A 26578-nucleotide genomic window follows, 5' to 3' on the forward strand; every position below is an offset into this window, starting at 1 on the left:
CATGTCTGACTCCGCATTAACACGGCATACGGCCTTTTCCGCTGTCCTGCTGCTCGTGACAAGCCTCTTGCTGCACGGATGTACCACGCCCTCCGATCCCGGCGTTCCTGCCGGCAGCAACCACGATGACCTGGAGCAATTCTTCCTGGCCTGGCGCGCCTTCGAAGCCGCCGACCTCACCGACGGCGTACCCGACTACACGGTGGAATCCATGGAGCGGCAGCACCGGGACCTGCCCGGGTGGATGGACCGGCTGGCCGCCTTCGATACGACCGGCTGGACCGACGCCGAGCGCATTGATTTCGAGCTGGTCCGCGCCGAAATGAATGGCCTGGACTTCGACCACCGTGTCCGTCGTCCCTGGGAGCGGGACCCCGCGTTCTATGTCATGGTCTATCCGTCCCCGACCGACATTCCTGCCCGTGAAGGGCCGGTCATCGACACCGCCATCGAATGGTGGGCCTACGAGCAGCCCCTGTCCCCGGCCGATGCCGAGGAAGCCGCCGCCCGCCTGCGTACCATCCAGCCCCTCTATGAACAGGCCAAACAGAATCTGACGGGTGATGCCCGGGATCTCTGGGAAGCCGGGGTCCGGGTCATTGGACGTCAACGCGATGCTCTGCAACGGATTGCCGACACGGTGAACAACGAATCCGTGAAGAACGCCGCACTGGAAGCGCTGGGAGCCACGGCCGCGTTCCACGAGTGGCTGTCGGACCGGCTCCCCGAGAAGCGGGGCGCATCGGGCGTCGGCAAGGAAAATTACACGTGGTACCTCCGCAACGTGCATCTCATGCCCTGGTCCTGGGAGGAGGAAGTCACGATCATGGAGCGTGAACTGGCACGGTCCTGGGCCTACTTGAAACTGAGCGAGCATCGGAACCGCGCACTGCCGGAGCTGGAGCCGTTCGCCGACGCGGACACCTATGACCGTGAATTGAACGCAGCGGTCGACGAATACCTGGCCTTCCTGGATGATGCCGACATCATGACGACCGCTCCGTGGATGGACCAGGCCCTGCGGGAACGCATCGGCCGGTTCTCACCCTCCGACGGCCCCCGCAGCTTCTTCAGCGAAGTGAACTACCGGGATGGTCTCGTCATGCGCACGCATCATTACCACTGGATTGACATCGCCCGGATGGCGGAAGAGCCGCACGACAGTGTCATCCGTGCCACACCATCGCTCTACAACATATTTGACGGCCGGGCTGAAGGCATGGCTACCGGTATGGAAGAGATGATGATGGCGGCCGGCCTGTTCGACGATCGCCCCCGTGCCCGTGAACTCGTCTATATCCTTCTGGCACAACGTGCTGCGCGCGCCCTGGGTGGACTTTACATGCACGGCAACGAGAAAACCATGCTGGAGGCCTCCGAGTTCGCCGTCAACTGGACGCCACGCGGCTGGATGCAGCCCGATGGCGATCTGGTCCAGTTCGAACAGCACCTGTATCTGCAGCAGCCGGGGTACGGGTCGAGCTACGTGACCGGAAAGGTCCAGATCGAGGATCTCATCCGCGACGTGGCACGGCGCGAGGGCGTGGACTTCTCACTCCCCTCCTTCATGGATCGGTTCAACGATGCCGGATTCATTCCGGTGTCCCTCATCCGCTGGGAGATGACGGGCACGGACAGCCACTACCGCTCCATCGTGGACGCCGAGTAGACGTTTCCGAACCGGTCGGTGGCTTCGACAATGACGGGGCCCGCGCCTTCCGCAACGGGCGCATAGAACAGGTGGTCTGTCGGGACGGGATCGACCCACGAACGCCATTCCGGTAACTCGGGCCCGCGTTGCTCCTTTTCGGCGCGCGGGTCCGTGCCGCGGCGCCGGGCCATTACCCCCCGACGGTCGCCCCCCTCGTACCAGACGACCGCCCACTCGGGGTCCCAATTCCAGACATTGGCCACGATTTCGTCGGGGGCAGCAGGATCTGCGCCGCGCTCGAAAACACGCAGCTGGTGTTCCATGGGTTGGCCGGTGCTTTTGTATTGCCACGACACGGTGCTGCCGCGAACGGTGAATACGCCATACCCGTTGGGCGTGCCGTCGTGGCAGATGTCGCCACTCCACCAGGCCCCGCACGCCGTGCCCAGCACATGCGAGTGCACGCCGCCCTCGAAGATGTGCTCCGACTCGTGCGTGTGTCCCTGGATGACATGGGCATTGAACGGCTCCAGCAGCCGGTACAGGGCGGCCCGGTTGGATACCGACCCGCCTGCACTGGGCGAAGACTGCCCGTTTCGGGCATAGCCCATTCCGTGGAGCGGTATGTGCGCGAACACGACGACTGTCAGCCCCGGTGCCACCCGACCGAGGTCGGCCTCCAGCCACACCAATTGATCGGCGTCCACATAGCCCATGTACGTGCGGTTGTTCCAGAACACATCGTCCAGGACGACATAGTGCACGTCTCCCCGGTCAAAGGAGTAGTAGCGCGGCCCGAAATGCCGTGAGAAGGTGTCGGTGGATGCCACATCCACGAATGCCGAGAAGTCCAGATCGTGGTTTCCGACCACCTGGAAAAACGGTATCCCCATGTCGGACACGGCTTTCTCATACTGCGGATACAGGGAGAGGTCGTCGAACATGATGTCCCCGCACGCCACCCCGAACACGTTTTCCATGCCGAGATCGCGAACCGTCTGGGCCACGTCCGGCACGGTCTCGGCATGCAGACGATCCATTTCGAACTGGTTCTGCGTCTGCGTATCGGCCAGCACCACGAACGCGTGGTCGGTGCCGGGCGCACGCGTCAATCGAAAGTCCAGACGCTGTTCGGGCGCAGACGTGATGGGTGCATGAAAGCGGGCCGTCCCGACATCCGAGACCGGGATCTGCCATCCAGCTGGCACACCCATGAATACGAACGGCTGGCGCGATGTGGTTACCATTGAATACCGTCCATCGGCGTCCGTCTCCACGATCTGGAGTCCGTCCGAGACAGCAACGCCCGGTACGCCGCGGCGTCCGTCCGTGACATGTCCGCGAATGCGTATGGTTTGCGGGCTCAGGACACGCGCGAGGGCGGTCGGGGCCGTTGCCGCCATCGCGGCAAACACGGACGTTCTGGCAAGGAAGGCGCGGCGATCAATAACAGCCATGGGTATTTTCTTTCAGTTCGTGGACAGGGAACATACGAGGCCGGATATTACCGCAGATTAAACAAGTCGCGCTCATGTCCATTCCTTCCCAGACCAAGCCTCATCTGTCGTTCTGGCAGATCTGGAACATCAGTTTCGGCTTCCTCGGCATCCAATTCGGCTGGGGCCTTCAATTGGCCAACCTGAGCCGGATTTTCCAGACGCTGGGAGCGGAGGTGGACAGCATAGCCATCCTGTGGATTGCGGCGCCCGTGACCGGCCTTATCGTGCAGCCCATCATCGGCCACATGAGCGACCGGACATGGGGCCGGTTCGGCCGGCGACGTCCCTACTTCCTGGTGGGGGCCATCCTGGCTTCCCTGTCCCTGATTGCCATGCCGAATTCGTCGGCCCTGTGGATGGCCGCCGGGTTGCTCTGGATCCTGGATGCGTCGATCAACGTGTCCATGGAGCCGTTCCGGGCTTTCGTCGGCGACATGTTGCCCAGCGAGCAGCGCACCATGGGATTCGCCATGCAGAGTTTCTTCATCGGGACCGGGTCGGTCGTGGCATCGCTTTTTCCGTGGATGCTCACCAATTGGCTCGGCGTTCCGAACACCGCGGCGTCCGGAGAAATCCCGCCATCGGTGATGTATGCGTTCTACGCCGGCGGCGCGGTCTTCCTGGGTGCCGTGGCGTGGACCGTCTTCCGCGTGAAGGAGTATTCGCCGGAGGAGATGGCTGCATTCGATGCCGCCGACGCCACGCCACGAGCACCATCCCACGACCTCCTGCCTGCCGATCGATACAGCCGCCTCGCCCCGCGCTGGTTCATTGGCGGCGCGCTCCTGACGGGGCTGGTGTACCTGTCCGGCGCCCTGGAAAAGGAACTCTACATCCTGGGCGTAGGCCTCATGGTGTTCGCCCTCCTGCTGTGGTTCGTCGCCGCCCGCACGCGCGCCGGCAACACCGGCGGACTCGTGGAGGTCTTCAGTGACCTGTTCCAGATGCCCCCGACCATGCGGAAACTCGCGTGGGTCCAGTTCTTTTCGTGGTTCGGCCTGTTCTCCATGTTCATCTACATGACCCCGGCCATCACCAGTCACATCTACCAGGCGTTCGATACCACCAGTCAGGCCTACAATGACGGAGCAGACTGGGTCGGCGTGCTGTTCGGGGCCTACAACGGCGTGGCGGCCCTCTTCGCATTTGCACTACCCGTACTGGCGCGCCGGATAGGCCGGTCACGCACGCACATCGTTGGCCTTACGGCGGGCGGCCTCGGTCTCATGAGTGTGTATTTCATGCCGGGCCCCGAGGCCGTGCTCATTTCCATGATCGGCGTCGGCATGGCCTGGGCCAGTATTCTGGCCATGCCTTATGCCATCCTGACGGATGCCCTTCCCAGCGGCAAATTCGGCATCTACATGGGCATCTTCAACTTCTTCATCGTGCTGCCGCAGATCATGGCTTCCACCATCTACGGTGCCCTCCTGGATCATGTCTTTGGCGGAGCATCCATCATGGTCCTCATTACGGGCGGAGCCTCGTTCCTCATCGCCGCCCTGCTCATGATTCGGGTGGAGTCCTGACGACCAGCACGGGGCATTCCGCGCCGCGCAGGACTTTTTCCGTGACGCTGCCGAGCAGCATCCGGTCCAGACCGTGGCGACCGTGCGACGCCATCACGATCAGGTCGGCATCGTTGTCCCGCGCGGCCTCCAGGATGGTATTACCGGCCGGTCCGGTCCGTTTGTGGACCTCGACCTCCAGTCCGTCCTCATGGAGCGCGGCGGCAAGTTCCTGAAGCTCCTCCCCGGCCGCGTTGAGCGCCCGTTTTTCGATGTCCTTCAGCGGATCATTGGCCAGACCGACATACGGCAAATACGGCATGTCCACCGCGTGGAACAGGTCCACCTTCGCGCCGAACACCCGCGCCATCGTCCCGGCCTCTTCAACCAAGACCTCCGTACTGCCGGAAAAATCCAGCGGCACGAACAGCCGCGACACCGGGGCCTTCGAGAAAGGCTTCTTCGAAAGCGGCACGACCAGAACCGGGCTGGCGGCATGGCGCACAACCTCTTCCGTAACACTGCCCAGCAGCAACCGGCGCAGGCCCCGTCGTCCGTGCGTACCCATGACGATCATCCGGACCCCTATCCGCAGCGCCACTTCCTGAATGACGCGCGCAGGAGGCCGGTAGAGGTTGGCCGATGTCACTTCAATATCAATCCGGTCGGCGTCCATGCCCAGTTCGCGGATCACGTCTTTCGCCGCGGCCAAGGCGTTCGATTCTTCCTCATCGAACATGTCGGCCGGCATTTCCGGAATGGCGACGGTCTGCAATTCGGCCACATGGAGCAGCCGGATGCGGGCATCCATGTGTTCGGCCATCCAGTACGCCCATTCCAAGGCCTGCTTGGCATTGTCAGAGAAATCAGTGGGAACAAGAAGCGTGGTTTTCATGGCGATACCTCCGGATGATTCACCTGTACCATACGGAGCGGATGCCCCGCCCCATGCAAGTACTCCCGGCCCTCGGATGCCGGGATATTCCCGGTTTCGCGTGTGGGCGATACCCCGTCAACCTCCGCCTGTCACTCGCTCCGCAATGAGGATACCGGATTCGCCCGTGCCGCCCGGATGGTATTCCAACCCACGGCCAACCAAGCCAACGTTGCAACGCCGAGTCCGGCGACCAGGAAAATGCCCGGCCCAAGCGCTGTCCGGTACGCGAATTGGTCCAACCAGGCCGACATGGCCAACCATGCCAGGGGCGATACGATGACAATCGCTATCCCGACCAGCATGAGGTACTCTTTGGAAAGATGCATTACGAGCCCGCCCACCGATGCGCCGAGTACCCGCCTGACGCCGATTTCCTTGCGTCGGCGCGTCGTGGACTGAACGGCAAGTCCCAGAAGACCGAAACAGGCAATGATGACGGCGACTCCCATGGCCCCGCCCGCGAGCTGGATTTGCCGGGTCTCCTGGAGATATTGCCGGTCCACATCCTCATCCAGGAACGAGCCCATGTACGGCACGTCCGGCCAGGTATCCCGCCAGACGGCTTCGATGGCGGCGAGCGTTTCCAGGACGTCGTCCGGAATGACCCGGATGTAGATCCGCATGCGGGTGAAGCCCATGCCGGACGTGATGATGAGCGGTTTCATCTCATCCCTGAGCGACTGGAAGTGGAAATCCTTGACCACCCCCAGGATGATCGGCGCGTCCTCCGGTTCGGGCTCGAAATCCGTCAGGGGTTCTCCAACGGAAACGTGTCCGCGGATGCGCTCGAAAAGCCGTTCGTTCACCAGGATCCCCCTCCGGTCGGAGTCCAGGCCCGAAAAGGCCCTTCCCTCAACCAATTCCAGACCCAATGCAGCCACGAATTCGGGGTCGGTATCCATGAGATGAGCCGCAATTTCCACGCCGTTCGTGTTGAACGTGCGAATGGACGTCGACCGTCCGCCTGCCCGTGAATCGCCCAAACCCAGGGACGCCGACGCCACGTGGGCGACACCGGGAATGACGCGTACCCGTTCCATGAATGCCCTCTGCTCGTTCTCAGGGAGGCCCATGGACACCGGTATGGCCACCACCTGCTCTTCGTCGAATCCCGGATTCGCTGCGTGGAGCAATTGCAGTTGACGAGTCATGGTGACGAGCGTTACGGCAAACAGGACCACCACGCTGAACTGCACAATCACCAGGATGCGGCCGGTCAGGGACGTACGTCCACTCATGGTCCCCCCTTTCAGCGCAACCACCGGATCCAGGCGTGTGAGGATCCAGGATGGCCACAGTCCGGCCACAAGCGAGGTACCAAGCAACAGCGACGCCATCAGGCCCCATGTCCGGAAACTGCCCAGCAGATCCAGGCTGAGATCGCGCCGCAGGAATCCGTTGAATCCCGGCAGGATCCATGCCGTCAATCCCACACCCACCAGCAGCGCCGCAGCACACAGAAGCCCGGTCTCCGCCCAGAACTGGTTGCCGATGTCCTTTCGGGCCGCCCCGATGGCCTGGCGGATGCCGATTTCCCGCGTCCGCCCGGATGCCCGTCCGATGGCCAGGTTCACGAAATTGATGATCCCGCTGCCAAGAACCGCAAGGGCCACAAAAGAAAGGACGAGCAGGGCCACGGGATTCCCGGACCGGTTGGACGGCAGGGATTCGTCCAGATGCATGTCGACAAGAGGCTGCAATCCCAGGGTCAGCGCTGTACCCTCCACCTGGTCATATCCCATCTGACTGTTCAGATAGGAGGAATACCCGGACAACACCGTACGACCCGTACGATTGATCTTAGCCCTCGCCTGATCGAGCGGTACGCCCGCTTCCAACAGGACATACAGTTCGTGGTTGAAGGAATCGGGATTCTGACCGTCCGTGATCCACGTCGGATGATTCTCCATCCGTGCAACCGCTTCGAAATCAATCGTGGAGTTCGAGGGGACCGACCGGACCACGCCCGACACCACGAAATCCGACTCCGTCGCTCCGGATTTTACGCGCACCAGTTGGCCCACCGGGTTTGCATCACCGAACAGGCGCGCCGCCGTCTCCCCGGTCAGGACAATACTGCCCGGGTCGGCGAGTACGCGGTCCGCCTGCCCCTGCAACAACTCGAACGAGAATGCGCTGAAGAAGCCGGGATCCGTGTACAGGATTTCCTGGCTGAACGTACCGGCATCCGTCGTCAGGAAGGCCGGGCCGTCCAGGATCCGGACGGCGTGTTCCACGCCGGCCGCCCCCTCCTGGACGGCCGGGCCCACAGGCAGCGACATCCCCGATTGCCGATCCACCCGGTCGGGGCGCTCCTGGATAGTGTATACCCGGTACAGCCGGTCCGCCTGGGTGTGGAACCGGTCGAAGGACCGTTCTTCCAGGACGAACAGCGACACCAGCAGGCAGGCTGCCAGCCCGAGTGAGAGACCGAGTACATTCACGGCGGCATATCCGGGGCTCCGAAGCAGATGACGGGAACTGGTCCGGATATTCGACGCCCAGAGCGCCGACAGGACACGCAGGCCTCCGGCCATCCCTTTCTCATCCTGCAATTTGGCCCACTTCACGGAACGATATCCGGCGCTCAGCTCATTGAGCGTACCCACCGACGCCACAGCCGCCCGGTACGCGTCCTCGAGCCCCTTGCCTTCCGCGACACGCCTGTCGACCTCGTCCCGGACATGGGATACCAATTCGTCCAGATCATCGGCGGAAAGGGACGTATCGCTCGAGAGGAACGCACGCCAGGTGCGGAGCGCGCCCTCAAGATCAAATGGTTTGTTCATGATGGTTTGTGGTCAGGATTGGGCGGGACTGATCGGATTCTCGTTCAGGATTGGACAGGGCTCAGGCCGGGCTGGAGACCCCAGAGCCGGGCCAGGATGGTGTGGACCGACATCCATTCCGCCTGTTCGGCTTCCAACTTCTTCCGCCCCTTGGGCGTGATGGCGTAATAGCGGCGCCGCCGCTCCCCCTCCGGCTGCACCCAGCGGGACGTCACGAGTCCACTGGTTTTCATGCGATGAAGCAGCGGATAGAGCGAACCGGCCACCCAGGTGACCTCCCCGTCCGAGAGTTGTTCGACGCGCCGGATGATATGGTATCCGTAGGTTTCTCCATCCTCGAGGATGGACAGCACGATGGTCTGGGCCGATGCGCCGGTCAGGGCTTTTGCAGGCATGGTGGTGGCACGCGTTGATGAAACGTGTAGTGTTGATGATCTACATGTGGATGCTCTACGGTACCGGGACCACCGGGTTGCACGGTGCGTACCTTGGAGCATGAGCCGTGCATTTACCAATGAAGACGCCGACGTCGGGGAGGTCATGATCCCTCCGCGGGCTCCTCTCCCGCCCGGGGCCATCAACTACGTCACACCGTTCGGCCGGCAACTCCTGGAGGACGAGCAGGCGGCACTGGACGCGGAGAAAGCGGCCTTGTCCAGCGGCGACAAGCAGAACCATGACCGGATCCGTCAACTCACGATCATCAACGGAAAGCTCCGTTTGCTGGGTGAGCGCCTGTCCAGCGCCCGCGTGATTGAACCCGCCACCCAACCGACCGAAGAAGTCCGCTTCGGAGCCCGCGTCCGTGTGGCATTCCTGGACGGGCCCATGGAAGGCAAGGAGCAGGACATCCGGATTGTGGGTGTCGACGAGTCCGGACACACTCCGGAACGCATTGCATTCACGGCCCCGATTGCCAGAGCCTTGACGGGTGCCCGGGTCGGCCATACCGTGAAGTTGGCCCCGGAACACGGGAATCGTTCCTTCCGGATCGTGGGGATTTCGTACGACGACGCGTGATATCCAGCTGATATATTAGCTGTATATTACACAATGCCAACGCCACCAACGACTTGGGGCGAAGGGCACACACCGTGACGACGACTTCGGCGCCGACGGTGGCCACCACGAAAAACGCCGATTCTCCCGGAGGAAAATCGGCGTTCCGTGTATCCCGAAGGATGTGCCCTGGAGAGGGGCACAACTTAACCTGCATGAGACCCTTGTTTCGCAATTATAGATAATAATAGCCGTTTTAGAGCCGCATTTGCCATGTGCACTTTACGCTGATATCGATTATCATCCTTTACATAATCCTTCACAAGATTGGCATGGCAACGATTACCCCTGTATTGTGGACGTATCGCTCGAACAAGGACGGTCAGCATGCGATTCGCATTCGAATAGAAGCTGGCGGCCAGACCGGCTACCATGGAACCGGCATACACGTATCCGAAACACACTGGCACATTGAGAGGAAAACGGTGCGCGCAAAACACCCTCATTCTTCCGATATCAATTCCATCATCGAACAGCACGTATTCGCCCACAAATCAGCGGCATATGAGCTGGAAGCAGAAGGTGTCTTTGTGACACCGGCGCTGATCAAGGAACGTGTGACGCAAGGAAGACCTACTCGAGATGCTGACTTCATCCAGTTGTGTCGAAGCCGTATTGCCCAACTGACGGACATGAACAAAGTCCATTCGGCCAAGAGATATGATTCGATACTCCGCAAATTCGTTCGCTTTTTAGGCAAAAACGTCCTACCCATCTCAGAGCTCTCTCCTGCCCTTCTGCGCCGCTTCGAGGCGCACCTGGTAAAGGAGCTAGGAAATAAGAACTCGACCGTCTCGAGCAACCTGAGAGCCCTTAAGGCCATGTACTCGATAGCTGAGCGAGATGGACACACAAAAGATCATCTTAACCCCTTCGCTCATATCAAAATCAGTGACAAGGTCGCTGAGAAACGCTTTCTAACCCCTGATGAGCTCAGGGCAATGTTGTCAGCCGGCGGCCAAACCGAATTTCAGGACCTGGCAATAGCTGCATTCGCATTTTCGTTCTACTGTGGCGGTGTAAGGTTCGGCGATCTATGTAGGCTTACTTCAGACAATATCATTTCTGACCCTGATCTGGGCATGATGCTCTCATTCAAGGTGTCGAAGACTGGGGCCAATAAAAGGGTACCTATTCCGGATCCAGCCAGAGTGAGACTTCCCCGGATTGATGGCCAGATACGAGATGGTTTTCTGTTTCCATTCCTTGACGGATATGACCTGTCGACGTCTGTCTTGGAAATGAAGGCGACCGGATCACGCAACTCCTCGGTGAACCGTGCACTGAAAGTCGTTGCCGAGCAGAAAGGTGTCCATGCAACTGTAACCTTCCACATGGCTCGACATAGCTTTGCAGACCTAGCCCGCCGCCGCAACATCCCGGTGTACAACATTTCGAAAATGCTCGGGCACAGTAACGTCAGTGTCACAGAGCGTTACCTGCAGCCCTGGGATATCGAAGCAGTAAGAGAGATTGCAAACATGTTTCCGGGCCGAAGGATACAAAATGTTGCGCCCGCGCCCGGTAGAGGGAAGCGCGGAGAGCCATCCACGCCCTAGCAAGGTGCTTTCATCGTCCAGAAGGAGTGTCATAGCTCTTTTTAGGACAGCTTGAGGGGGTATTTCCAATTCGATTGACACCGTCAACTGCTACGTGCTACTATTTTCCAGCACGAGCCCTTGGTTCTGTCACGCCATCGACCGAAAACAGAAATCAGAATCGCCATGATGATCCCAAGAGGACGCCGCCGTACCGACAGCTTGGTCTTGATTCTGTTATTCTCGATTGGCCTGGCATGTGCAGGCCTCCTTCTGAATCACGTCCGGTGGGAATTGTCATTTGACGATTATTTGGGAGAGTCTGTATATCGGGTTGTACTGGACGGCAAAATTGGCGGCCAATCCCTTGAGGGCCCGATGTCGCCTGCGCCAATGGCGCGTCTGCTCGAAGAAAAGGCTGCTGCTGTCAAATCAGCAACACGAGTGGTATCTCCGCCAACAGACGTAACAGTGTCGGTTGGCGAGGAGAAGTTCTTCGGTGATGATTTCTTCTACGTGGATCCGTCTTTCATCCACCTGTTGAGCATTTCAACGCTGGAAGGCGACGCCGTCCAGAGCCTGGAAACGCCGGGCTTCCTTGTGCTTACCGAAGAAACAGCACAGAAATATTTCGGGACATCCGATGCGGTCGGCAAATCGCTACAGTTTGGAGGTTTCGCCACGTACGAAGTGGGAGCCGTCATTCGAACGCCGCCACGCGAGTCCAACCTTTTGTTCGACGGTCTGCTACCGTCCGTTGAAGTCCCATTTGCGAGTCAGAACAACTGGGTCGCAAACAACGTGATTACATACGTGACGTTGGAACAGTCCGGCGTCACTGCTGACATATCGGGTATCGTCGATGACATCAACGCCATCGTATCCCCCGAGCTTGCGCTCGCCGTAGAAACAGCATATGGCCTCTCGTTTGCCGATTTTTCGAAAGACAACTATTTCCGTTACTCGCTTCAATCGGTAAGCGACATCCGTACTGGGCCTCAATACGATCGCGATTATGCCAGCAAGGTAGATTCTGACATTTTGTTTACCCTCGGCGCTGTAGGGTTCGCTGTTCTTCTGATGAGCCTCCTCGTTTCATGCTTGTTCGCGTTTGGAAGTACCCAGCGAAGACGAATGGAGCTGTTCATCAGAAAATTATGCGGAGCGAATCCGTTTGCCGAATTTCTTTCTATCTACGTCCCGTTGTTGGGCGTTTTTGTGGTATCCGCAGGTATTGCAGCCCTCATGGTCGTGATTTCATTCTCGACACTCCGAGATCTGTTTCAACTTGAGTATGGAGTGCGTCAGGTGCTATCAGCGAGTAACGCGGCTGCTGTGCTCTTTTACTGCATTATTGCCACCATCCTTGCAGCTTCCTATTCGTATTCAGGAGTCAAATCGATCTCTCCCATTGACTACCTGATGGCAAGACGTCCACGCCTTCGTATGCCCTTGATGCGGAGAGGTCTTGTTTTTGTTTTGTATTTCCTTACGTCCGCTGTAGTCGTCCTATCTGTCATCGTGATGTCACAATCTCTGTTCGTTGATCACCATGACTGGGGGTTGGAGACCGAAAAGACGTTTGTCGTCAGTAATACGGCTCCGCTTCGCGACCAGATTGAAGGCTTCACCGAGAGCTTACGGGCTGACGATCATGTCGCTGCTGCCAGCGTGGTCTCGGCCATTCCCGGTCGGTTCAATTCCAGTATCGAATATTCCTATGAAAACGCTGAAACGACCTCGAAGCATCGCCTACGCGTTGCATTCGTTGATATCGATTACTTCGAAGCGTTGGGACTCGACATTATCGGAGGACGCATTGACGACGCCTCGATAAGCAACGAGAAAAGTGCGATCGTTGTAAATGAGTCGGCGGTTCGCCTACTTGACGAAGCAGGAAGCGTGATTGGCAATCGTCTGATTGGACTATCTCCGCTGACAAATGAGCAATCGAAGTCGTATGAAATTGTGGCAACGATTGGAGACTTTCATGTCGAACCCCTCACCGAAGAAATTCCCCCAGTGGCTTTGGTTATCGTTCGTGGGTATGCGTTCAGTGATGTGCTCCTCCGCATGAACAGAGATGCCTCGCAAGCCGAAGTGGAAGCGATGGTCCGGTCGATCGCACAACGTTACGGTAACGCGTCCACTGTCACGACCCATCCTCTATCGGATGTCATATCCGATAGCACAGCCGATTCAACCAGAATCATCTCAATGCTCCTCGCATTTTCCCTTTTGGCGATGCTTTACGGTGTTGTCGCCCAGTTTGCGGTGCTGGCGACAGATGTGCGTTCGAGAGACAGAGAACTATCCATCCGATGGATTCTGGGAGCCACGCGAGAGGGTCTGTTGCTGGAAGCAGTTCGAGTGGATATAGCCATTTTCTCCGTGGCCACGGTCCTGGGTCTCATTCCTGGCGTCTATCTCGGCAAGGAATGGCTGTCCCAATACGCTTACCAACACGCCGAAATGATATCCAGTATTGCCACATCGATGGTGGTAGGGACGGCAATGGTAGGTGTTGTGTCACTTTTTGTGTTCATTCAGATCGGGCACCAGTCGATCGTTCAGGTGCTTAACGACCATTGAGACGACCCGGTGTTCGACTATCCGTAAGTGTTGATCAATTGTTGTCAGAGGGGTTCTACCCCGATTCCGTAGACACTTGAGTTAAGAGTATTTCACTCCGTTCAATACGGATCCGTCCCGGCGTCGCGTCGGGTTGTAGATCCGCTCTATGTAGTCAAAGATATCGCTTCTGGCCTCGTCCCGCGTCCGGTAATTCCGACGGTTCACACGTTCTCTCTTCAGCATTCCGAAGAACCCTTCCGCTGCGGCGTTGTCCGCACAGCTTCCTACGGCACTCATGCTCGATATGAGGTTGTGGTCCCGCAGGAACGCCTGGTATTCTCGGCTGGTGAACTGGGTCCCCCTGTCGGAGTGGAGAATGGTCTGTACGCCATCTGGACGCTGTCTGATGGCCATTAGAACGGCCTGTAGGACCAAGTGCGTGTCCTGGACGGCGCTCATGGACCAACCGACCACGTTTTTCTTGAACAAGTCCAGCACACACGCCAAGTAAAGCCATCCTTCCTGCGTCCTGATGTACGTAATGTCTATCACCCACTTTCGGTTTGGCTCGTCGCTGTGGAACTCGCGACTCAGGTGATTCATGACGCCGTCAGGACGGTCTCCGCTTGGCTTTTGGCCCCAGCGGCGACGCTGCGGGATTCCCCGCAATCCATCAACGCGCATGAGACGAGCCACTCGATTCTGTCCACATGCCATGCCAGCCTGTATCAGTTCATCCAATATCCGGCCGCTGCCCCATACACCGTCACTCTGCTCATGCAACGAACGGATTTCCTGCAAAAGGGCATCGTTCTCAATCGCTCGTGGCGACGGTTCACGCCCTTTCCAAGCGTAATAACCGCTCCTCGACACATTCAGACAACGGCACATGAGCCCGACGGGATAGTCATCAGAGAACCGAGCAATCGCCTTAAACCTTACGTGGATTCGCTCGCGAAGAACGCGGCCGCTTTTTTTAAAAAGTCCCGCTCCTGTTTGACACGCTTCAGCTCACGCTTGAGCGCCGCCATTTCTTCGTCACGAGCCGATCCTTTGCCAGGAAAGGCTTTCTTCGGATCCGAATCAAACTCACGGCACCATCGGGCCAGATTGGACGGGTTCAGGCCCAGATCACTGGCAATCTCAGCAATGGTAGATCCCGTATTCCGGACCAGCTTGACCGCTTCCTCCTTGTACTCCTTCGAGTATGTCTTTCTCGTACGCATGGTGTACCTCCACCGAATAAGATCGGTCTTTTTGGAAGTGTCCACCAAATCGGGGTAGAACCCGATACGAAATTGAAATGGGCGCACGCCGCTGAAATTAGGCTTGACTACAAGAGCGACAGGCTGTGGCTCTTAATAAATCCGACGCTGTGGTTCGACTCCTCCGATGACTCTCCTTTACCTGATCGGGCAAAAGAGTTCAGGCGCGAGAAGCTTGCCAAGCTCTACAACAGCCATTTCAACGACCTAATCTACGGCTGGGCCTTCATACTCTGCGGGGGCCGTAGCCAAATCAGGATCCAGGCGTTCTCGATCGGCGATGGTGTTGACGCAGTGTTCACTATCGGTTCTGTCACTGCATATAGTCACCGAGCAGCATGAGTGAGAGCACCACGCAGGCATTCGCGCTTCCGGCTCACGGGATCCTTCAAGAACCGGAGCTGCTTTTCCACCCAGAGAGGAGCGGGGACACAGACATTCATCCTTTGAGAGGGCTGCTTCGATTCGGCCCTTACAGCCGCGCGCTCATCAATAGCGTCATAGATCCCATCCGAGTTGGGCTAGTGGTACCTCACGACACGCGCGGAGTGATTAGCCACCTCCTTAAGGAATTAGAGTCCACCCAGCAGCCACAAGAAAGGCAGAAGTATCTGCCACCCTTTCCCGGCTTCGCCAACGTCTTTGGAGTCCGAGTCGTCCCAGCCGCCTCGTCTACGTGGATTCAACTTCCCGAAGACCTTGATAGCCGGATCGCAGACGCGGAGAAACCGCATTTAGTTCTAGCAGAGGAGATAACTAAGGCCGTTAAGGCAATCTGGAACAGTGGTCGGCAGGAGTGTGACGTTCTATTGATTTATCTCCCGGACAGGTGGGAGTCAGGTTTTTATGGGCCGAAGGGTGACGATTTCGACCTTCACGACCATGTAAAGGCGGTGGCTGCCCAACTCAACGTGCCCACGCAGATTATCCAAGAAGAGAGCGCCCTGACATACAGATGTCGGGCAAGCGTCATGTGGAGACTTGGAATAGCCCTTTATTGCAAGGCAGGAGGCGTCCCGTGGAAACTGGCGGGGTCGGCTCCCGAGACCGCATTCATTGGGCTCAGCTATTCTGTAAGGCCGAGGAATTCAGAAGGAGCACGTTTCATCACCTGTTGTAGCCAGGTTTTTGACTCCGACGGGGCCGGGCTGGAGTTCTTAACGTATGACACTAACGAGACAGGAGTTCACATCGAGCGGCGGAATCCCTACTTATCCAGAAACGAAATGATGCGGGTCATGGCGAGGAGCCTGAGCCTGTACCAACTCCGCCACGGCGGAAGATGCCCGAAGCGGATCGTTGTACACAAAACGACCGAATTTAAACCAGAAGAGATCAAGGGCTGTTTCGACGCCTTTAGGTCGGCCGGTGAGGTTGATCTCATTCAAGTCGTGAAGAGCGCTTCTTGGAAAGGCGTTCTAATTGAGGAGCCTACGAAAGGCAACAAAGGGCATGCCGCTAGTTTTCCATGTCGACGGGGGTCGTTCGTCACGTTGTCCGGGCGGGACGCTCTGCTCTGGACCCAGGGAAATGTACCCGAGGCTGCACGAGGCCGCGATTTCTACAAGGAGGGTAAGGGCATTCCTAGACCTCTCATGCTCCGTCGATACGCGGGTCACGGATCGTGGGACGAGACGTGCAGGGCAACCCTTGGGCTGACCAAAATGAACTGGAATAATGACGGTCTGTATGATCGCCTCCCAGTGACTCTAGCATATTCTGACGCACTGGCTGATGTGCTTAAACGGTTTCCCTCGATCTCAAATGGTACGTATCAATTCAGGTATTTCATGTAGGGGCATCGACAGAGGCATCTCCACTGCCGCAGCCTTTGGCAGAATCTCCGCTACTGTCTCCTGCTGGAAAGGGTCTACACGAATTGGTCAAAAAGAACCTCAAGCAAACGACTCAGAAGCAACGTGTTCATGCATTTCCGGAAATTGCATATAGCTTATCACATCAAAAGAACGGCTACTCTCTGAGGTCTCCAGAGCCAGGTGAAAACGACCCACCCCCCTCTGTCCCATGCCCTCCGGGTTCTACCCCGATTCGGTGGACGGTTGAGTTAAGTACAAGTCCCTCAATCTTCTCGATCTCCTGCAAAACGTCTCAGAACTCCTTGATGGACGGGCATTCTCCTGATGGGATGATGGCAGATAACCTTCCGTTCATGCTCTTTTGCTCCTTGTATTTCGTCTAACAGTTGACCTTCCCCAATGAAATCTCATCCGACCACAAGAGAACTAGAGATCATCGATGCACGCGAGATAATCTCTGACAACCGGCTAGGCGCATTCCTTCGCGCCGCTCTTGTTAACGACCCGGGCATACTCGCGGTCGATATTATTTGCAGTGATTTAGACCAGGGACTCACATTAGATGAGATATTTTACACTGGTGACGAATTCGGTTTTAGTATTTCAATCTACAATTCAACTGAATCAGACTTTAGAATCGGCTTTGGCTGCCAGGCTGGGCCTCTTGCAGGAGACGGTGGGAATTGGGATGTTTCTTTCGAGAATGATGCCGTCAAGTCGATCAGCATTCGGGGGAGTTGGATCAGTTAGCAATTTGAAGTGAGCTCCCCCCGTTAATTCACCCAGTCAGAAGTAGAGAATCGGGCGTGTTGCGGTGGTATTCTGCGGTGAATTCGTATGGGGTCAGATCACCCAGAGAGGAGTGTGGCCGGAACGAGTTTTACTCTCGTCTGGAGACACTCGATCCGCGAGTCATTTAATCAGCGGTGACATTTAAGCTATCGACCGCAGGTATTGTGCGTAAATCGAGGTTAGCCGTCCCATTTCACCTCGAACATCCGCCTGTAGCAACTCAACCGTTTCCGGACTATTTCGAACAGTTTCTGACAGCACGTCGCAGATAAATGACTTTGGTCGATTTTCATTTTCTCGGCGAAACACAAACAGAGTTTCTTGTCCATCAGGTCGAAGCCATAACCAGTAGTATGAGTTCATAGAACCTACTAAACTGCGCTCCTCAATCGCGGTGACTGTCAATGATGCCTTGAACACCAAACTATCCGGAGACGAACCAACATCCGGGATACTGCCCTTATTAGACACCGACTCGGAAAAGTCTGCAAGTCCATCTCCTTTGCCGACGTGGAAGGAGTACGATAACCCTCCTTGATCTGCCGTGTTAACCATCCTATCTACTCCGTAAAACCGGTCGTGTGCCTCTCGGAGAGCTTGCGCCTCAGTCTCTCTGGCTTTGTATACCGCGTTCCTTGCTCTGAATTCTGCGAGTGCGTTCTCGACTTCCTTGACAGACTCAATTCTTACTTCTTCCGGTTTGCTGTGTTCAGGTACGCTCATCTCTATTATTTGACCAATGATGACTTTGAGAGAATGTGCATCAATGCGTTGCTCGGCAGCTATAAAGACAAACTGTAACGCCTTGTTCAATACAGCAATACGTGGGTCGTCTGTGTACTGACCAAGATGCTTGCTCTCAGACTCATGACCCCACTCGCCGGATTGGAGTCGAACAACATCAACATAGTCTCCTCCGCTGAGTATCCAATACAGAACCATACCCAACATGTGAACGTCGCCTTTTTCTGAACCTTTGTACGCGTCTCGTCCGACTGACGAAAACTCTTCCGGCCTAAACTGCCAAGCACCAATAGCCTCACCCTTCGACGTGATAATGCCTCTGCTATCGTCGCGACTGTATGCGAGCCCAAAGTCTACCAAAAAAGGCTCGTCAGAATTGATCGTGGAAAACAGCACGTTCCCTGGGTGTACATCTCTGTGCACATGCCCCAGACCATGAATGAATTCGAGCGTTTCAGCGAGTCTATAGCAGATTTCGAGACATACATCCACGTTTCCACGCAAGCGCTCTAGGCGTTCTGGGTCACCTAGGTCTCTACCTCCAAATAGTGGCATCACGTAATATGGTAGCTCGGCCCCAGCTACGTCCACCACCCCGTCAGCCAAAATCTGACCAATTCGCGGACATCCGGCATGAACTAATTCCTTTACGATTCTGATTTCCGACTCAAAGCGAAGACGTTGTTGGGTTTCAGAACTAGCCTTTCCGTCAGGACTCCATGGTCGGGCCAGCTTCAAGACGAAGTTTGAATTCCCGTCTGAGCTTTCGGCACGAAAAGCCTCGGCCTGTCCACCTCTGCCGAGTAGCTCGACGAGTCTCCAATTGCCGATCACATAGGGTGGCTGTATTTCACTTTCCTCGATGTGCATCACTTTCCTTGGAATCCAAATGAAAACAACTTTTCATTGCTGAAAACAATCAATCACGTACGAAAGTAGTCGGTCTGGAACTGCTGGAATATGTGCAGTTTTCGCTTTGAGCGTTCCTGCAGAACGCCAAAGGTACTGTAGCTTACCTTGAGACGACGCGTGGAAGCGGCTTCTACTCCAATTTAGTGTACACTTCCAAAAAGACCGATCTTAGTCTCGGAGGTGATTCACGCAAAGCAGAAGGAAATATTCAATGGAGTTCAAGTAGGAAGCAGGGCAAGATTGGGAGCGCGGGCTGCTGCTCGAGGTGAAGTGGGTTATAGCTGCGATTTATCCGCTTGAGCGAATGAACGAGACGATCAAGAGACCTGTGGAAATATAGAACCGTAGCCGACAATGAACCCTCTCGCAATCGCCCTACTCTCAGGAGCCCTTGGCCTGGCCGGCGGCTGGGCAATCGCTCAATGGCAAGCGCGACAAAGTCACTCTGACGCCGTTCAGCGCTTTCGATTGGACAAGATGTCCAGCGTTGCTCAGGAACTGTCGGACCTGACGGCACAGATCATCCTGTTCGTGTCCAAGATCCCCTCTCAATACGCGGGTCGAAGTGCAACCGACTTTGATTCTGGATTGAAAGAGGCGCGAAAGAGGTTTGGAGATCAAGGAAGAGTTGTATCCAGCGGACTGGCGCTGTACTACGACTTTGAGGACCAGAAGACCATTGCGTACGGGATGAGAGATCTGATGGGTGTATTGGGCGACCTCGAGACGCCTGGCGGAGTCGACAGGTCGCTCATCATGGCCATGGTTGGCGTGGAACGAAAGACAATGAAGACGGCTCAAGCAGCGCTCGGACTACCTGTGAAGGGGCAGGAAGAGAAGCATGAGATTCATTGGGAAACGGGACTATACGAGGGCCTCCTAAGCAGGGTCAAACGCGAAAAGAAGGAGGGCAAGTATGATGATGAGCCCAACACCTACACGTGGATCACGGTGGACGGCAAGCACGAGATACCAAAATAGAAGTGTCAGAGGCGCCATGAATGCCACGAGTTGGTATGTGGAAGACATTGAAGCCCAAGTCCAGTCGAGTATCGGTCTCGCATTACATGCGATTGCCGAAGATGATGATATTCGTGCAGAACGTGCACTTGACTCACTTTCTTCATTCATGTCACGACAGCTTTATCATAATCAAGAACGCCCTCAACCAGTGGACTGGCAGAACTTTGAGGATTCACTGCATGACATAATCGGGGACGGGTGTGCAAATGTATTTCAATGGGGAGTGTGAATTTGGGGGAGTCTGAGCCATTTGCAAACGCCCTGGACCTGCTCAGTAATGTGATGTCCTCCGCAGGGGAATGCATTGTGGTAACTATAGCCTCGACCATGAATCCGGATAAGCTCTCCTCTCTCAAATACTAGAAGCCAGCCAGATCAAAAATATTCTCCGAACCAAACCTCTCCGATGGGCGCGCGACAATTTCATTACGGTTCGATTGGTAAGAAACCACGACTTTCCGAGGTCTCCAGAACCAGCTGAAAATCAGCCCTCCCCCTCTGCACCATGCCCCCTCCTGTGCCTCGCCCGGCAAAAACGGGTTCTCTCTTTCCGAATATCATTCACTCACGGTCCAGAACGAACGATCTGGAAATTGCGCCCGGACCCAAACGGAAGCAGAATTAATCCTTTACCACATCCTTCACAACGAAAAAGGGAGAGCATCCTAAGTCGTTACATAACAACGACTTAAAACACTCTCCCTTGTGCCCTGGAGAGGACTCGAACCTCCACGAGCGTAATGCTCACTAGAACCTGAATCTAGCGCGTCTACCAGTTCCGCCACCAGGGCCGGTAAGGCGAAGAACGGAATATTACGGGTTGCAGCAACTGCGGTCAACGCCTGACACCAATTTCACCTCTCCTTGACCGTGCAGGATTTCGCGCACATTTACACGGTGGTCCCTACTTTCGGGGCGTCCTTACCCTGAACCTACAATGCCGAACTCCATGACGCGACGTTTTCTGCCGGTCTTCCTGTGCCTTGTGGCACTAGCCACATCTGCCTTTGCACAGTCATCCTCTGCCCCACCGGCAGACCGTCCGTCCATACAGGCTACGTTCCTCGACGACGCACCCCGTATTGACGGCAATCTGGACGACGTAGTCTGGGACGCCGTCCCCATCGTATCGGATTTCGTCCAGCGCTGGCCCGAGGAAGGAGCAGCCCCTACCGAGGAGACGTGGGCCAAAGTCGCCTACGATCGGGACCATCTCTACTTCGCCTTCAAGTTCTCGGACCGCGAGCCCCACCTCATCCGCGCCAAGAACATGGAGCGCGGCGGCCGTAATGACCGGGATGACCACGCCTACATCGGCCTGGACACCTTCCTGGACGGCCGGAATGCGTACCTCTTCGAAATGAACGCACTCGGTACGCAGGACGATGCCATGATTTCGGACGAATCCCTTTCGCTCGACGCGTACAGTTGGGATGCCGTATTCCGCAGTGAGACGGTCATCGACGAAACCGGGTGGACCATGGAAGTATCCATTCCCTTCCGCCAACTCCGCTTCCCGGACGGGGATGACCTGGACTTCGGCCTGTTCCTCCGCCGGAAAATCAACCGGAAGAACGAAACGCTCAACTGGCCCCTCATTCCGCTGACCTACGGCTCGGGCTATTCGGATGACATCCGGACCGTATCCCGCTATGGCCGATTGACCGGCCTCAAGAACATCCGGCGTGGCAAAAACATCGAGATCAAACCCTACGTGATCACCGGGGCGCAGAATGTCCGTCCGGACCTGGCGTTCAAGGACACGGAATCGGACCTCACGCGGGACATGGGTGTCGACATGAAGTACGGCATCACATCCAACATCACGCTGGACCTGACCGTGAACACGGATTTTGCCCAGGTGGAAGCGGACAACACCCAGCTCAACCTGACCCGGTTCAGCCTGTTTTTCCCGGAGAAGCGTGAGTTCTTCCTGGAGCGATCCGGACTCTTCGAGCACGGATCGTCCCGCCGCACACAGACGTTCTTTTCCCGACGCATTGGACTGTCGGAAGACATCCTTGCCGGCGCGCGTATGACCGGTCAGATCGGTCGGTTTTCCGTGGGGCTGCTCAACATCGAAACCGGCGATGGCATGGATGAGCTCCTCGGGACCCGTTCAGCCAACAATTCCGTGGCACGTGTCCGTACGACGGTCGGTCCCCGCGCTACCGCCGGCGCCATCTTCACGAATCTCGACCGGAATGGCGCGTGGAACCGCGCTCTCGGCGTCGATACGCAGATCCGGTTCTGGAGCCGGAGCAGCTTCGAAGCCTGGTACACGACCGTCAAGGACAGCAATCCGGCATTCGAGGATGCGGCTGGACACGTCGGAGTCAGCCTCCGGAATGCTGTTTATGGCGCCAGCCTCGACTATACCAGCGTTGGTGAGAACTATAACCCGGGACTCGGTTTCGTCCGGCGCCGCGACATGCGGGAGGCCATTTCGACGGTCACGTACTCCCCGTTCTTTGACAACGGTCCGTTCCGCCAGATCACGGGACACGTCATGGGCATCAACATCACGGGGCAGGATGGCGAGAAGCAGACGTGGGAAATCGACCCTTCCGTGACGTTCCAGCTCCGCCAGCGGGACAGTTTCACGATTTCCGGCAGTCGGCAGTTCGAGCGGCTGGAGTCGTCGTTCTTCATCCGGCCCGATGCGGAAATCGTGGCCGGTGACTACACATTCAACCGGATTGGGGCATCCATCACCGCCGATCCGGGACGCGTCATTTCGGCTTCCCTCCGGTTCGAAACGGGCGATTTCTTCAGCGGCACGCGCACCGATTGGACCGTGAGTGGCGGCTGGCGTCAATCCAAGCACTTGACCCTGGAAGGTCGCCTGAGTCGGTCGGGTATTGACCTGCCCATTCCCAACGGGGAATTCAGCGCACTCACCGCATCGGTCGACGTGCTGGCCAGCATCAGCCGCAAGTTGTTCATGAAGGCGCTCATCCAGACCGACAACTTCTCACGCGACATCAACGCGAACATCCGCATCAACTGGATCCACACGCCCGGATCCGATTTGTTCGTGGTGTTCAACACCTCATATCACGTGCCCGGGGACAACGAGAACCTGTTCGATCCCCGTGCGGAGCTGCTGATGAACGATATCATCGGCGTGGCCAAGGTGACGTATTTGATCATGCTGTAGAAGATTTCCCTACAGCATTCCTGCAGCAAACCGGATATACTGGACCCCATTCCATTTTATTACCGGTTTTTCCTATGACACGCGTTCTGGCCTTGCTGTCTGTTCTTTTCTTGATGTCGCTGTTCATGGCCACTCCGGGCACGGCCCAGGCCGTCCGTCCCGTGCCCTATCCGGTCATGGAAGGCCCGCGATTTGAACGGGCCATCGAGAACGGAACGCGGACGCGGACCGGGCACCCGGGCCCGAACTACTGGTTGAACACCGCGACGTACGACATGGACGTCGTGCTGTCGCCCGATACCCGCACGGTCCGGGCCACGTCGGTCGTCACCTACACGAATGCTTCGCCCGATACGCTCCGCGTGCTGCCTGTCCACCTGCGCCAGAATCTGCATGCGGAGGGCGTGGTCCGGAACCGGCCCCAGGCATTGACCGGCGGTGTGCATCTGGGTACCGTCTCGGTGAACGATGCGCCGCTCGTGGAGCGTACGTCGGCGCGCCAGCCCGGTTATGTGGTAAACGGCACGCGGATGACCCTCGTCCCGGCGGAGCCCGTCCTTCCAGGCCAGACGGTACGACTCGGCTTCACGTGGTCGTTCGAGGTCCCCGGTCCGGGCGCCCCGCGCATGGGCACGGATGGCGAAATGTTCTTTGTGGCGTACTGGTATCCCCAGTTGGCCGTCTACGATGACGTCAAGGGCTGGAACGCCGAAGCCTACATGGGCAATGGCGAGTTCTACATGGGATTCGCGGACTACGACGTCCGGATCACCGCGCCGGACGGATGGCTGGTGGGGGCCACAGGAGTCCTTTCGAATCCGGACGATGTGCTCACCGATGCCGCCCGGGATCGCCTTCGAAGAGCAGCTTCGGAGCCGGATGTGGTGCACGTGGTCACGGAATCGGATCTGGCGTCGGGTACGGCTACCCGGACATCGGATGAGGGCCACCTGACGTGGCATTTCCGCGCGGAACGCGTCCGGGACTTTTCGTTCGCATCGTCCAATCGCTATCTGTGGGATGCCACGCACGCCGACACGGGCGATGGCGGCACGTCCATGATCCACGCGCTGTATCGTCCGGAGGCCGCGGTCTGGCAACGATCCGCCGAGTTCGGGCGGTACAGCATAGAATTCCTGTCGCGGCAGTTGGGCCTTCCCTACCCCTATCCGCACATGACGGCGGTTGAAGGTGTCGTTGGCGGCGGCATGGAATTCCCGATGATGACCCATATTGGTGGCAGCCGATCGGACAGGGCCTTGTTCGGCGTGACCTTCCATGAAATCGCCCATATGTGGTTTCCCATGATCGTGGGCAGCAACGAGAAGGCCTTCACGTGGATGGACGAGGGACTGACATCCTTCAATACGAATGAGGCAACGGCCGATTTCTGGGGGGTCGATGCATGGAATCCCGCCGGTCAGGGCTACTACCGGATTGCCGGAACCGGCGACGAGGTGGAACCGATGCGCCACGGCGACCAGTATCCGTTGGATGGGGCGGCACGCGGCTTGGCTTCCTACAGCAAGCCGGCCGTGGCGCTCCACGCCCTGCGCGGCATGATCGGCGACGAGCGGTTCTATGAGGCCTATCAGGAGTATGCCCGGCGCTGGGCGTACCGGCATCCGCAACCCTACGATCTGTTCAATACGTTCGAAGACGTGCTGGGCCGGGACCTGGACTGGTTCTGGACGCCGTTGTTCTTCGAGACGTGGACCCTGGACCACGCGGTGGAGTCGGTGACGTCCGGCCCCGGGGGCGTGGTCGTACGCGTGGCGGACCGGGGTCTTACGCCCTATCCGGCTCACGTGCGGGTCACGTACGACGACGACATGACGATTGAAATGGCCATTTCCGCGGATTTCTGGCTCGAAGGCTCACGCCTCGAAGAGGTCACGTTCCAACCCGGACGTGTGGTGCGGGTGGAAATCGACCCGGATGGCTTTGCTCCGGACGTGGACCGCTCGAACAACGTTTGGACGGCATCGCCCGTGCGCTGACCGATTCCGATTTTGAAATCAGCATAAAGGGGGTTGTCCTGAATGCCGGGATCACCCTATCTTGGCAGTCTGTCATTCCTCGGTAGCTCAGCGGTAGAGCATGCGGCTGTTAACCGCAGGGTCGTAGGTTCGAATCCTACCCGGGGAGCAATGAACGCCCGCTCAGCCTCGTGCTGGGCGGGCGTTTATTATTTACCCCCGGGTAGGATGAGAACCGTACCCGAGCGCCGCCAGGCGCGAGGGAGGTTCAAACGAGCGGCGGCGCCAGCCGACGCGACTTACGAGCCTTGTGGCACAAGCTCTCTCTTCCTCCTCGCCCCGTCGTGGCGAGTAAATCCTACCCGGGGAGCATGAAAAAGCCGGATCCCACGACGTGGGGTCCGGCTTTTTCAATTTCGGGGCAGGAGTCGAACCGTACCCGAGCGCTTCAGATCAAGCCGACCGCTACACCCAACCCGATAATCAGCAACAACGTGCCGGCAATCAGCTGTACCGTCTCCATGGTCACTTTGGCGACGTATCGGCTGCCGAGGAAGACGCCCGCGAAGGCGGCGACTATGGCCGTGGCCATCAGCGGAGCTTCCGTCGAACCGATCGGGGACCCCTTTCCCAGCAGGAAGAACGTGGCGGCGTAGACCGCAATACGCATCGCATCCACCATGAAACTGATAAGCGCGGTACTGCCCACGAAAACAGGTGTATCCAGGCCCAGTTTGACCAGGAATGCCGATCGAAGGGCACCCTGGTGTCCGGAAAGACCGCCGAAAAAGCCCGACAACAATCCACCGGCAACCAGATGATCGCGTCCGAATTCCAACCGGCGGAGCGCGGGCAGGAGTTCAAATAACGCGAATCCGACCATCAGCACGCCCAGTATGAGTCCCACGGGTGTCAATGTGGCGTCCAACCCGAAAAACGACCATGCCAACTGCCGCGGTGCGGTCGATACCAGACCCAGGAGGGACGCGCCGACGACGGCAGCAGCAATGGCCGGAATGCCGAAGCGGCGGACCAGCGCCCAGTCCGCATGCCGTCCGACCGCGGCGATCTTGAAAACATTGTTCGCGGCGTGGACCACGGCCGTGGCTGCGACGGCGACCTCAACCGGAAAAAACATTGCGAAGACCGGCAAGAGAACGGTCCCCAATCCGAAGCCCGAGTAGAGGGTCAGAATGGACGCCAAGAAGGCGACCAGTGCAACTGAAATGTGGTCCATTGAATGCCATCCCTTGGCGTATGGGCGTAAAGTACGGCCGTCCCGGGGCATTATTCCATACCTTCGGAAGGTCCCCGTCCACTCCAACAGTCGC

17 protein-coding genes, 2 tRNA genes and 1 pseudogene are annotated in these 26578 nt (G+C 57.6%); 12 read left to right on the plus strand and 8 right to left on the minus strand.

The genetic code is table 11. The annotated features are described in order from the left end of the window. The first annotated feature begins 1 nt into the window (after position 1). Complete coding sequence (locus RIE53_03905; protein MEQ9103820.1) at positions 2-1669, plus strand: DUF885 family protein; 1668 nt, start codon at positions 2-4, stop codon at positions 1667-1669. Here the strand turns inward: RIE53_03905 and RIE53_03910 are convergent. Further along, positions 1642-3108, minus strand: a complete 1467-nt coding sequence (locus RIE53_03910) for a calcineurin-like phosphoesterase family protein (GenBank protein ID MEQ9103821.1) — start codon at positions 3106-3108, stop codon at positions 1642-1644. The genes RIE53_03905 and RIE53_03910 overlap by 28 nt on opposite strands. A 74-nt stretch (positions 3109-3182) precedes the next feature. Here RIE53_03910 and RIE53_03915 point away from each other — a divergent pair, with 74 nt between their 5' ends. Further along, positions 3183-4679, plus strand: a complete 1497-nt coding sequence (locus tag RIE53_03915) for an MFS transporter (GenBank protein ID MEQ9103822.1) — start codon at positions 3183-3185, stop codon at positions 4677-4679. Here RIE53_03915 and RIE53_03920 read toward each other — a convergent pair. The 3 genes from RIE53_03920 to RIE53_03930 all read right to left on the minus strand — a co-directional run bounded on the left by RIE53_03920 (position 4657) and on the right by RIE53_03930 (position 8779). Continuing rightward, a complete protein-coding gene (locus RIE53_03920; GenBank protein MEQ9103823.1) occupies positions 4657-5553 on the minus strand; it encodes a universal stress protein in 897 nt (298 codons plus the stop codon). The genes RIE53_03915 and RIE53_03920 overlap by 23 nt on opposite strands. A 131-nt stretch (positions 5554-5684) precedes the next feature. Beyond that, entirely contained in the window at positions 5685-8384 is a 2700-nt protein-coding gene (locus RIE53_03925) for an FtsX-like permease family protein (protein ID MEQ9103824.1), read from the minus strand. Between the two features lie 44 nt (positions 8385-8428). Then, complete coding sequence (locus tag RIE53_03930; GenBank protein MEQ9103825.1) at positions 8429-8779, minus strand: helix-turn-helix transcriptional regulator; 351 nt, start codon at positions 8777-8779, stop codon at positions 8429-8431. Between the two features lie 100 nt (positions 8780-8879). Between RIE53_03930 and RIE53_03935 the strand changes: the two genes are divergently transcribed. From RIE53_03935 to RIE53_03945, 3 genes are all read left to right on the plus strand, one after another. Continuing rightward, positions 8880-9404, plus strand: coding sequence for a GreA/GreB family elongation factor (locus RIE53_03935; GenBank protein ID MEQ9103826.1), 525 nt, complete (start codon positions 8880-8882; stop codon positions 9402-9404). Between the two features lie 311 nt (positions 9405-9715). Continuing rightward, complete coding sequence (locus tag RIE53_03940) at positions 9716-11002, plus strand: site-specific integrase (protein ID MEQ9103827.1); 1287 nt, start codon at positions 9716-9718, stop codon at positions 11000-11002. Between the two features lie 165 nt (positions 11003-11167). Beyond that, positions 11168-13573 (plus strand): ABC transporter permease, encoded by a 2406-nt coding sequence (locus RIE53_03945; GenBank protein ID MEQ9103828.1) that lies wholly within the window; start codon positions 11168-11170, stop codon positions 13571-13573. A 55-nt stretch (positions 13574-13628) separates the two neighbouring features. Here the strand turns inward: RIE53_03945 and RIE53_03950 are convergent. Further along, positions 13629-14781: pseudogene (locus tag RIE53_03950) on the minus strand (IS3 family transposase). A gap of 377 nt (positions 14782-15158) precedes the next feature. Here RIE53_03950 and RIE53_03955 point away from each other — a divergent pair. After that, positions 15159-16616, plus strand: a complete 1458-nt coding sequence (locus RIE53_03955) for a hypothetical protein (protein MEQ9103829.1) — start codon at positions 15159-15161, stop codon at positions 16614-16616. Between the two features lie 420 nt (positions 16617-17036). Further along, the gene (locus RIE53_03960) at positions 17037-17387 is read left to right on the plus strand and encodes a hypothetical protein (GenBank protein ID MEQ9103830.1); all 351 of its coding nucleotides are present in this window, start codon (positions 17037-17039) and stop codon (positions 17385-17387) included. 183 nt (positions 17388-17570) lie between these two features. Here RIE53_03960 and RIE53_03965 read toward each other — a convergent pair whose 3' ends face one another. Then, positions 17571-19043 (minus strand): protein kinase, encoded by a 1473-nt coding sequence (locus RIE53_03965; GenBank protein ID MEQ9103831.1) that lies wholly within the window; start codon positions 19041-19043, stop codon positions 17571-17573. A gap of 573 nt (positions 19044-19616) precedes the next feature. On the opposite strand from RIE53_03965, the gene RIE53_03970 reads away from it, so the two are divergent. After that, positions 19617-20066, plus strand: a complete 450-nt coding sequence (locus tag RIE53_03970; protein ID MEQ9103832.1) for a hypothetical protein — start codon at positions 19617-19619, stop codon at positions 20064-20066. Positions 20067-20082: 16 nt separating this feature from the next. Then, positions 20083-20337: a hypothetical protein gene (locus RIE53_03975; GenBank protein ID MEQ9103833.1), complete on the plus strand. Its 255-nt coding sequence runs from the start codon at positions 20083-20085 to the stop codon at positions 20335-20337. Positions 20338-20814: 477 nt separating this feature from the next. Here the strand turns inward: RIE53_03975 and RIE53_03980 are convergent. Beyond that, a tRNA-Leu gene (locus RIE53_03980) sits at positions 20815-20899 on the minus strand. A 158-nt stretch (positions 20900-21057) separates the two neighbouring features. Here RIE53_03980 and RIE53_03985 point away from each other — a divergent pair. The 3 genes from RIE53_03985 (at position 21058) to RIE53_03995 (ending at position 25416) form a co-directional block, all read left to right on the plus strand. Further along, on the plus strand, positions 21058-23268 hold the full coding sequence (locus RIE53_03985) for a DUF5916 domain-containing protein (protein ID MEQ9103834.1): 2211 nt from the start codon (positions 21058-21060) through the stop codon (positions 23266-23268). Positions 23269-23360: 92 nt separating this feature from the next. Next, complete coding sequence (locus RIE53_03990; protein ID MEQ9103835.1) at positions 23361-25268, plus strand: M1 family metallopeptidase; 1908 nt, start codon at positions 23361-23363, stop codon at positions 25266-25268. Between the two features lie 76 nt (positions 25269-25344). Further along, positions 25345-25416 (plus strand) — tRNA-Asn (locus RIE53_03995). A 279-nt stretch (positions 25417-25695) separates the two neighbouring features. Here the strand turns inward: RIE53_03995 and RIE53_04000 are convergent. Beyond that, positions 25696-26535: a sulfite exporter TauE/SafE family protein gene (locus tag RIE53_04000; GenBank protein ID MEQ9103836.1), complete on the minus strand. Its 840-nt coding sequence runs from the start codon at positions 26533-26535 to the stop codon at positions 25696-25698. Between the last annotated feature and the right edge of the window lie 43 nt (positions 26536-26578).

This window comes from Rhodothermales bacterium, assembly GCA_040221055.1.
Lineage (GTDB): Bacteria > Bacteroidota > Rhodothermia > Rhodothermales > UBA10348 > 1-14-0-65-60-17.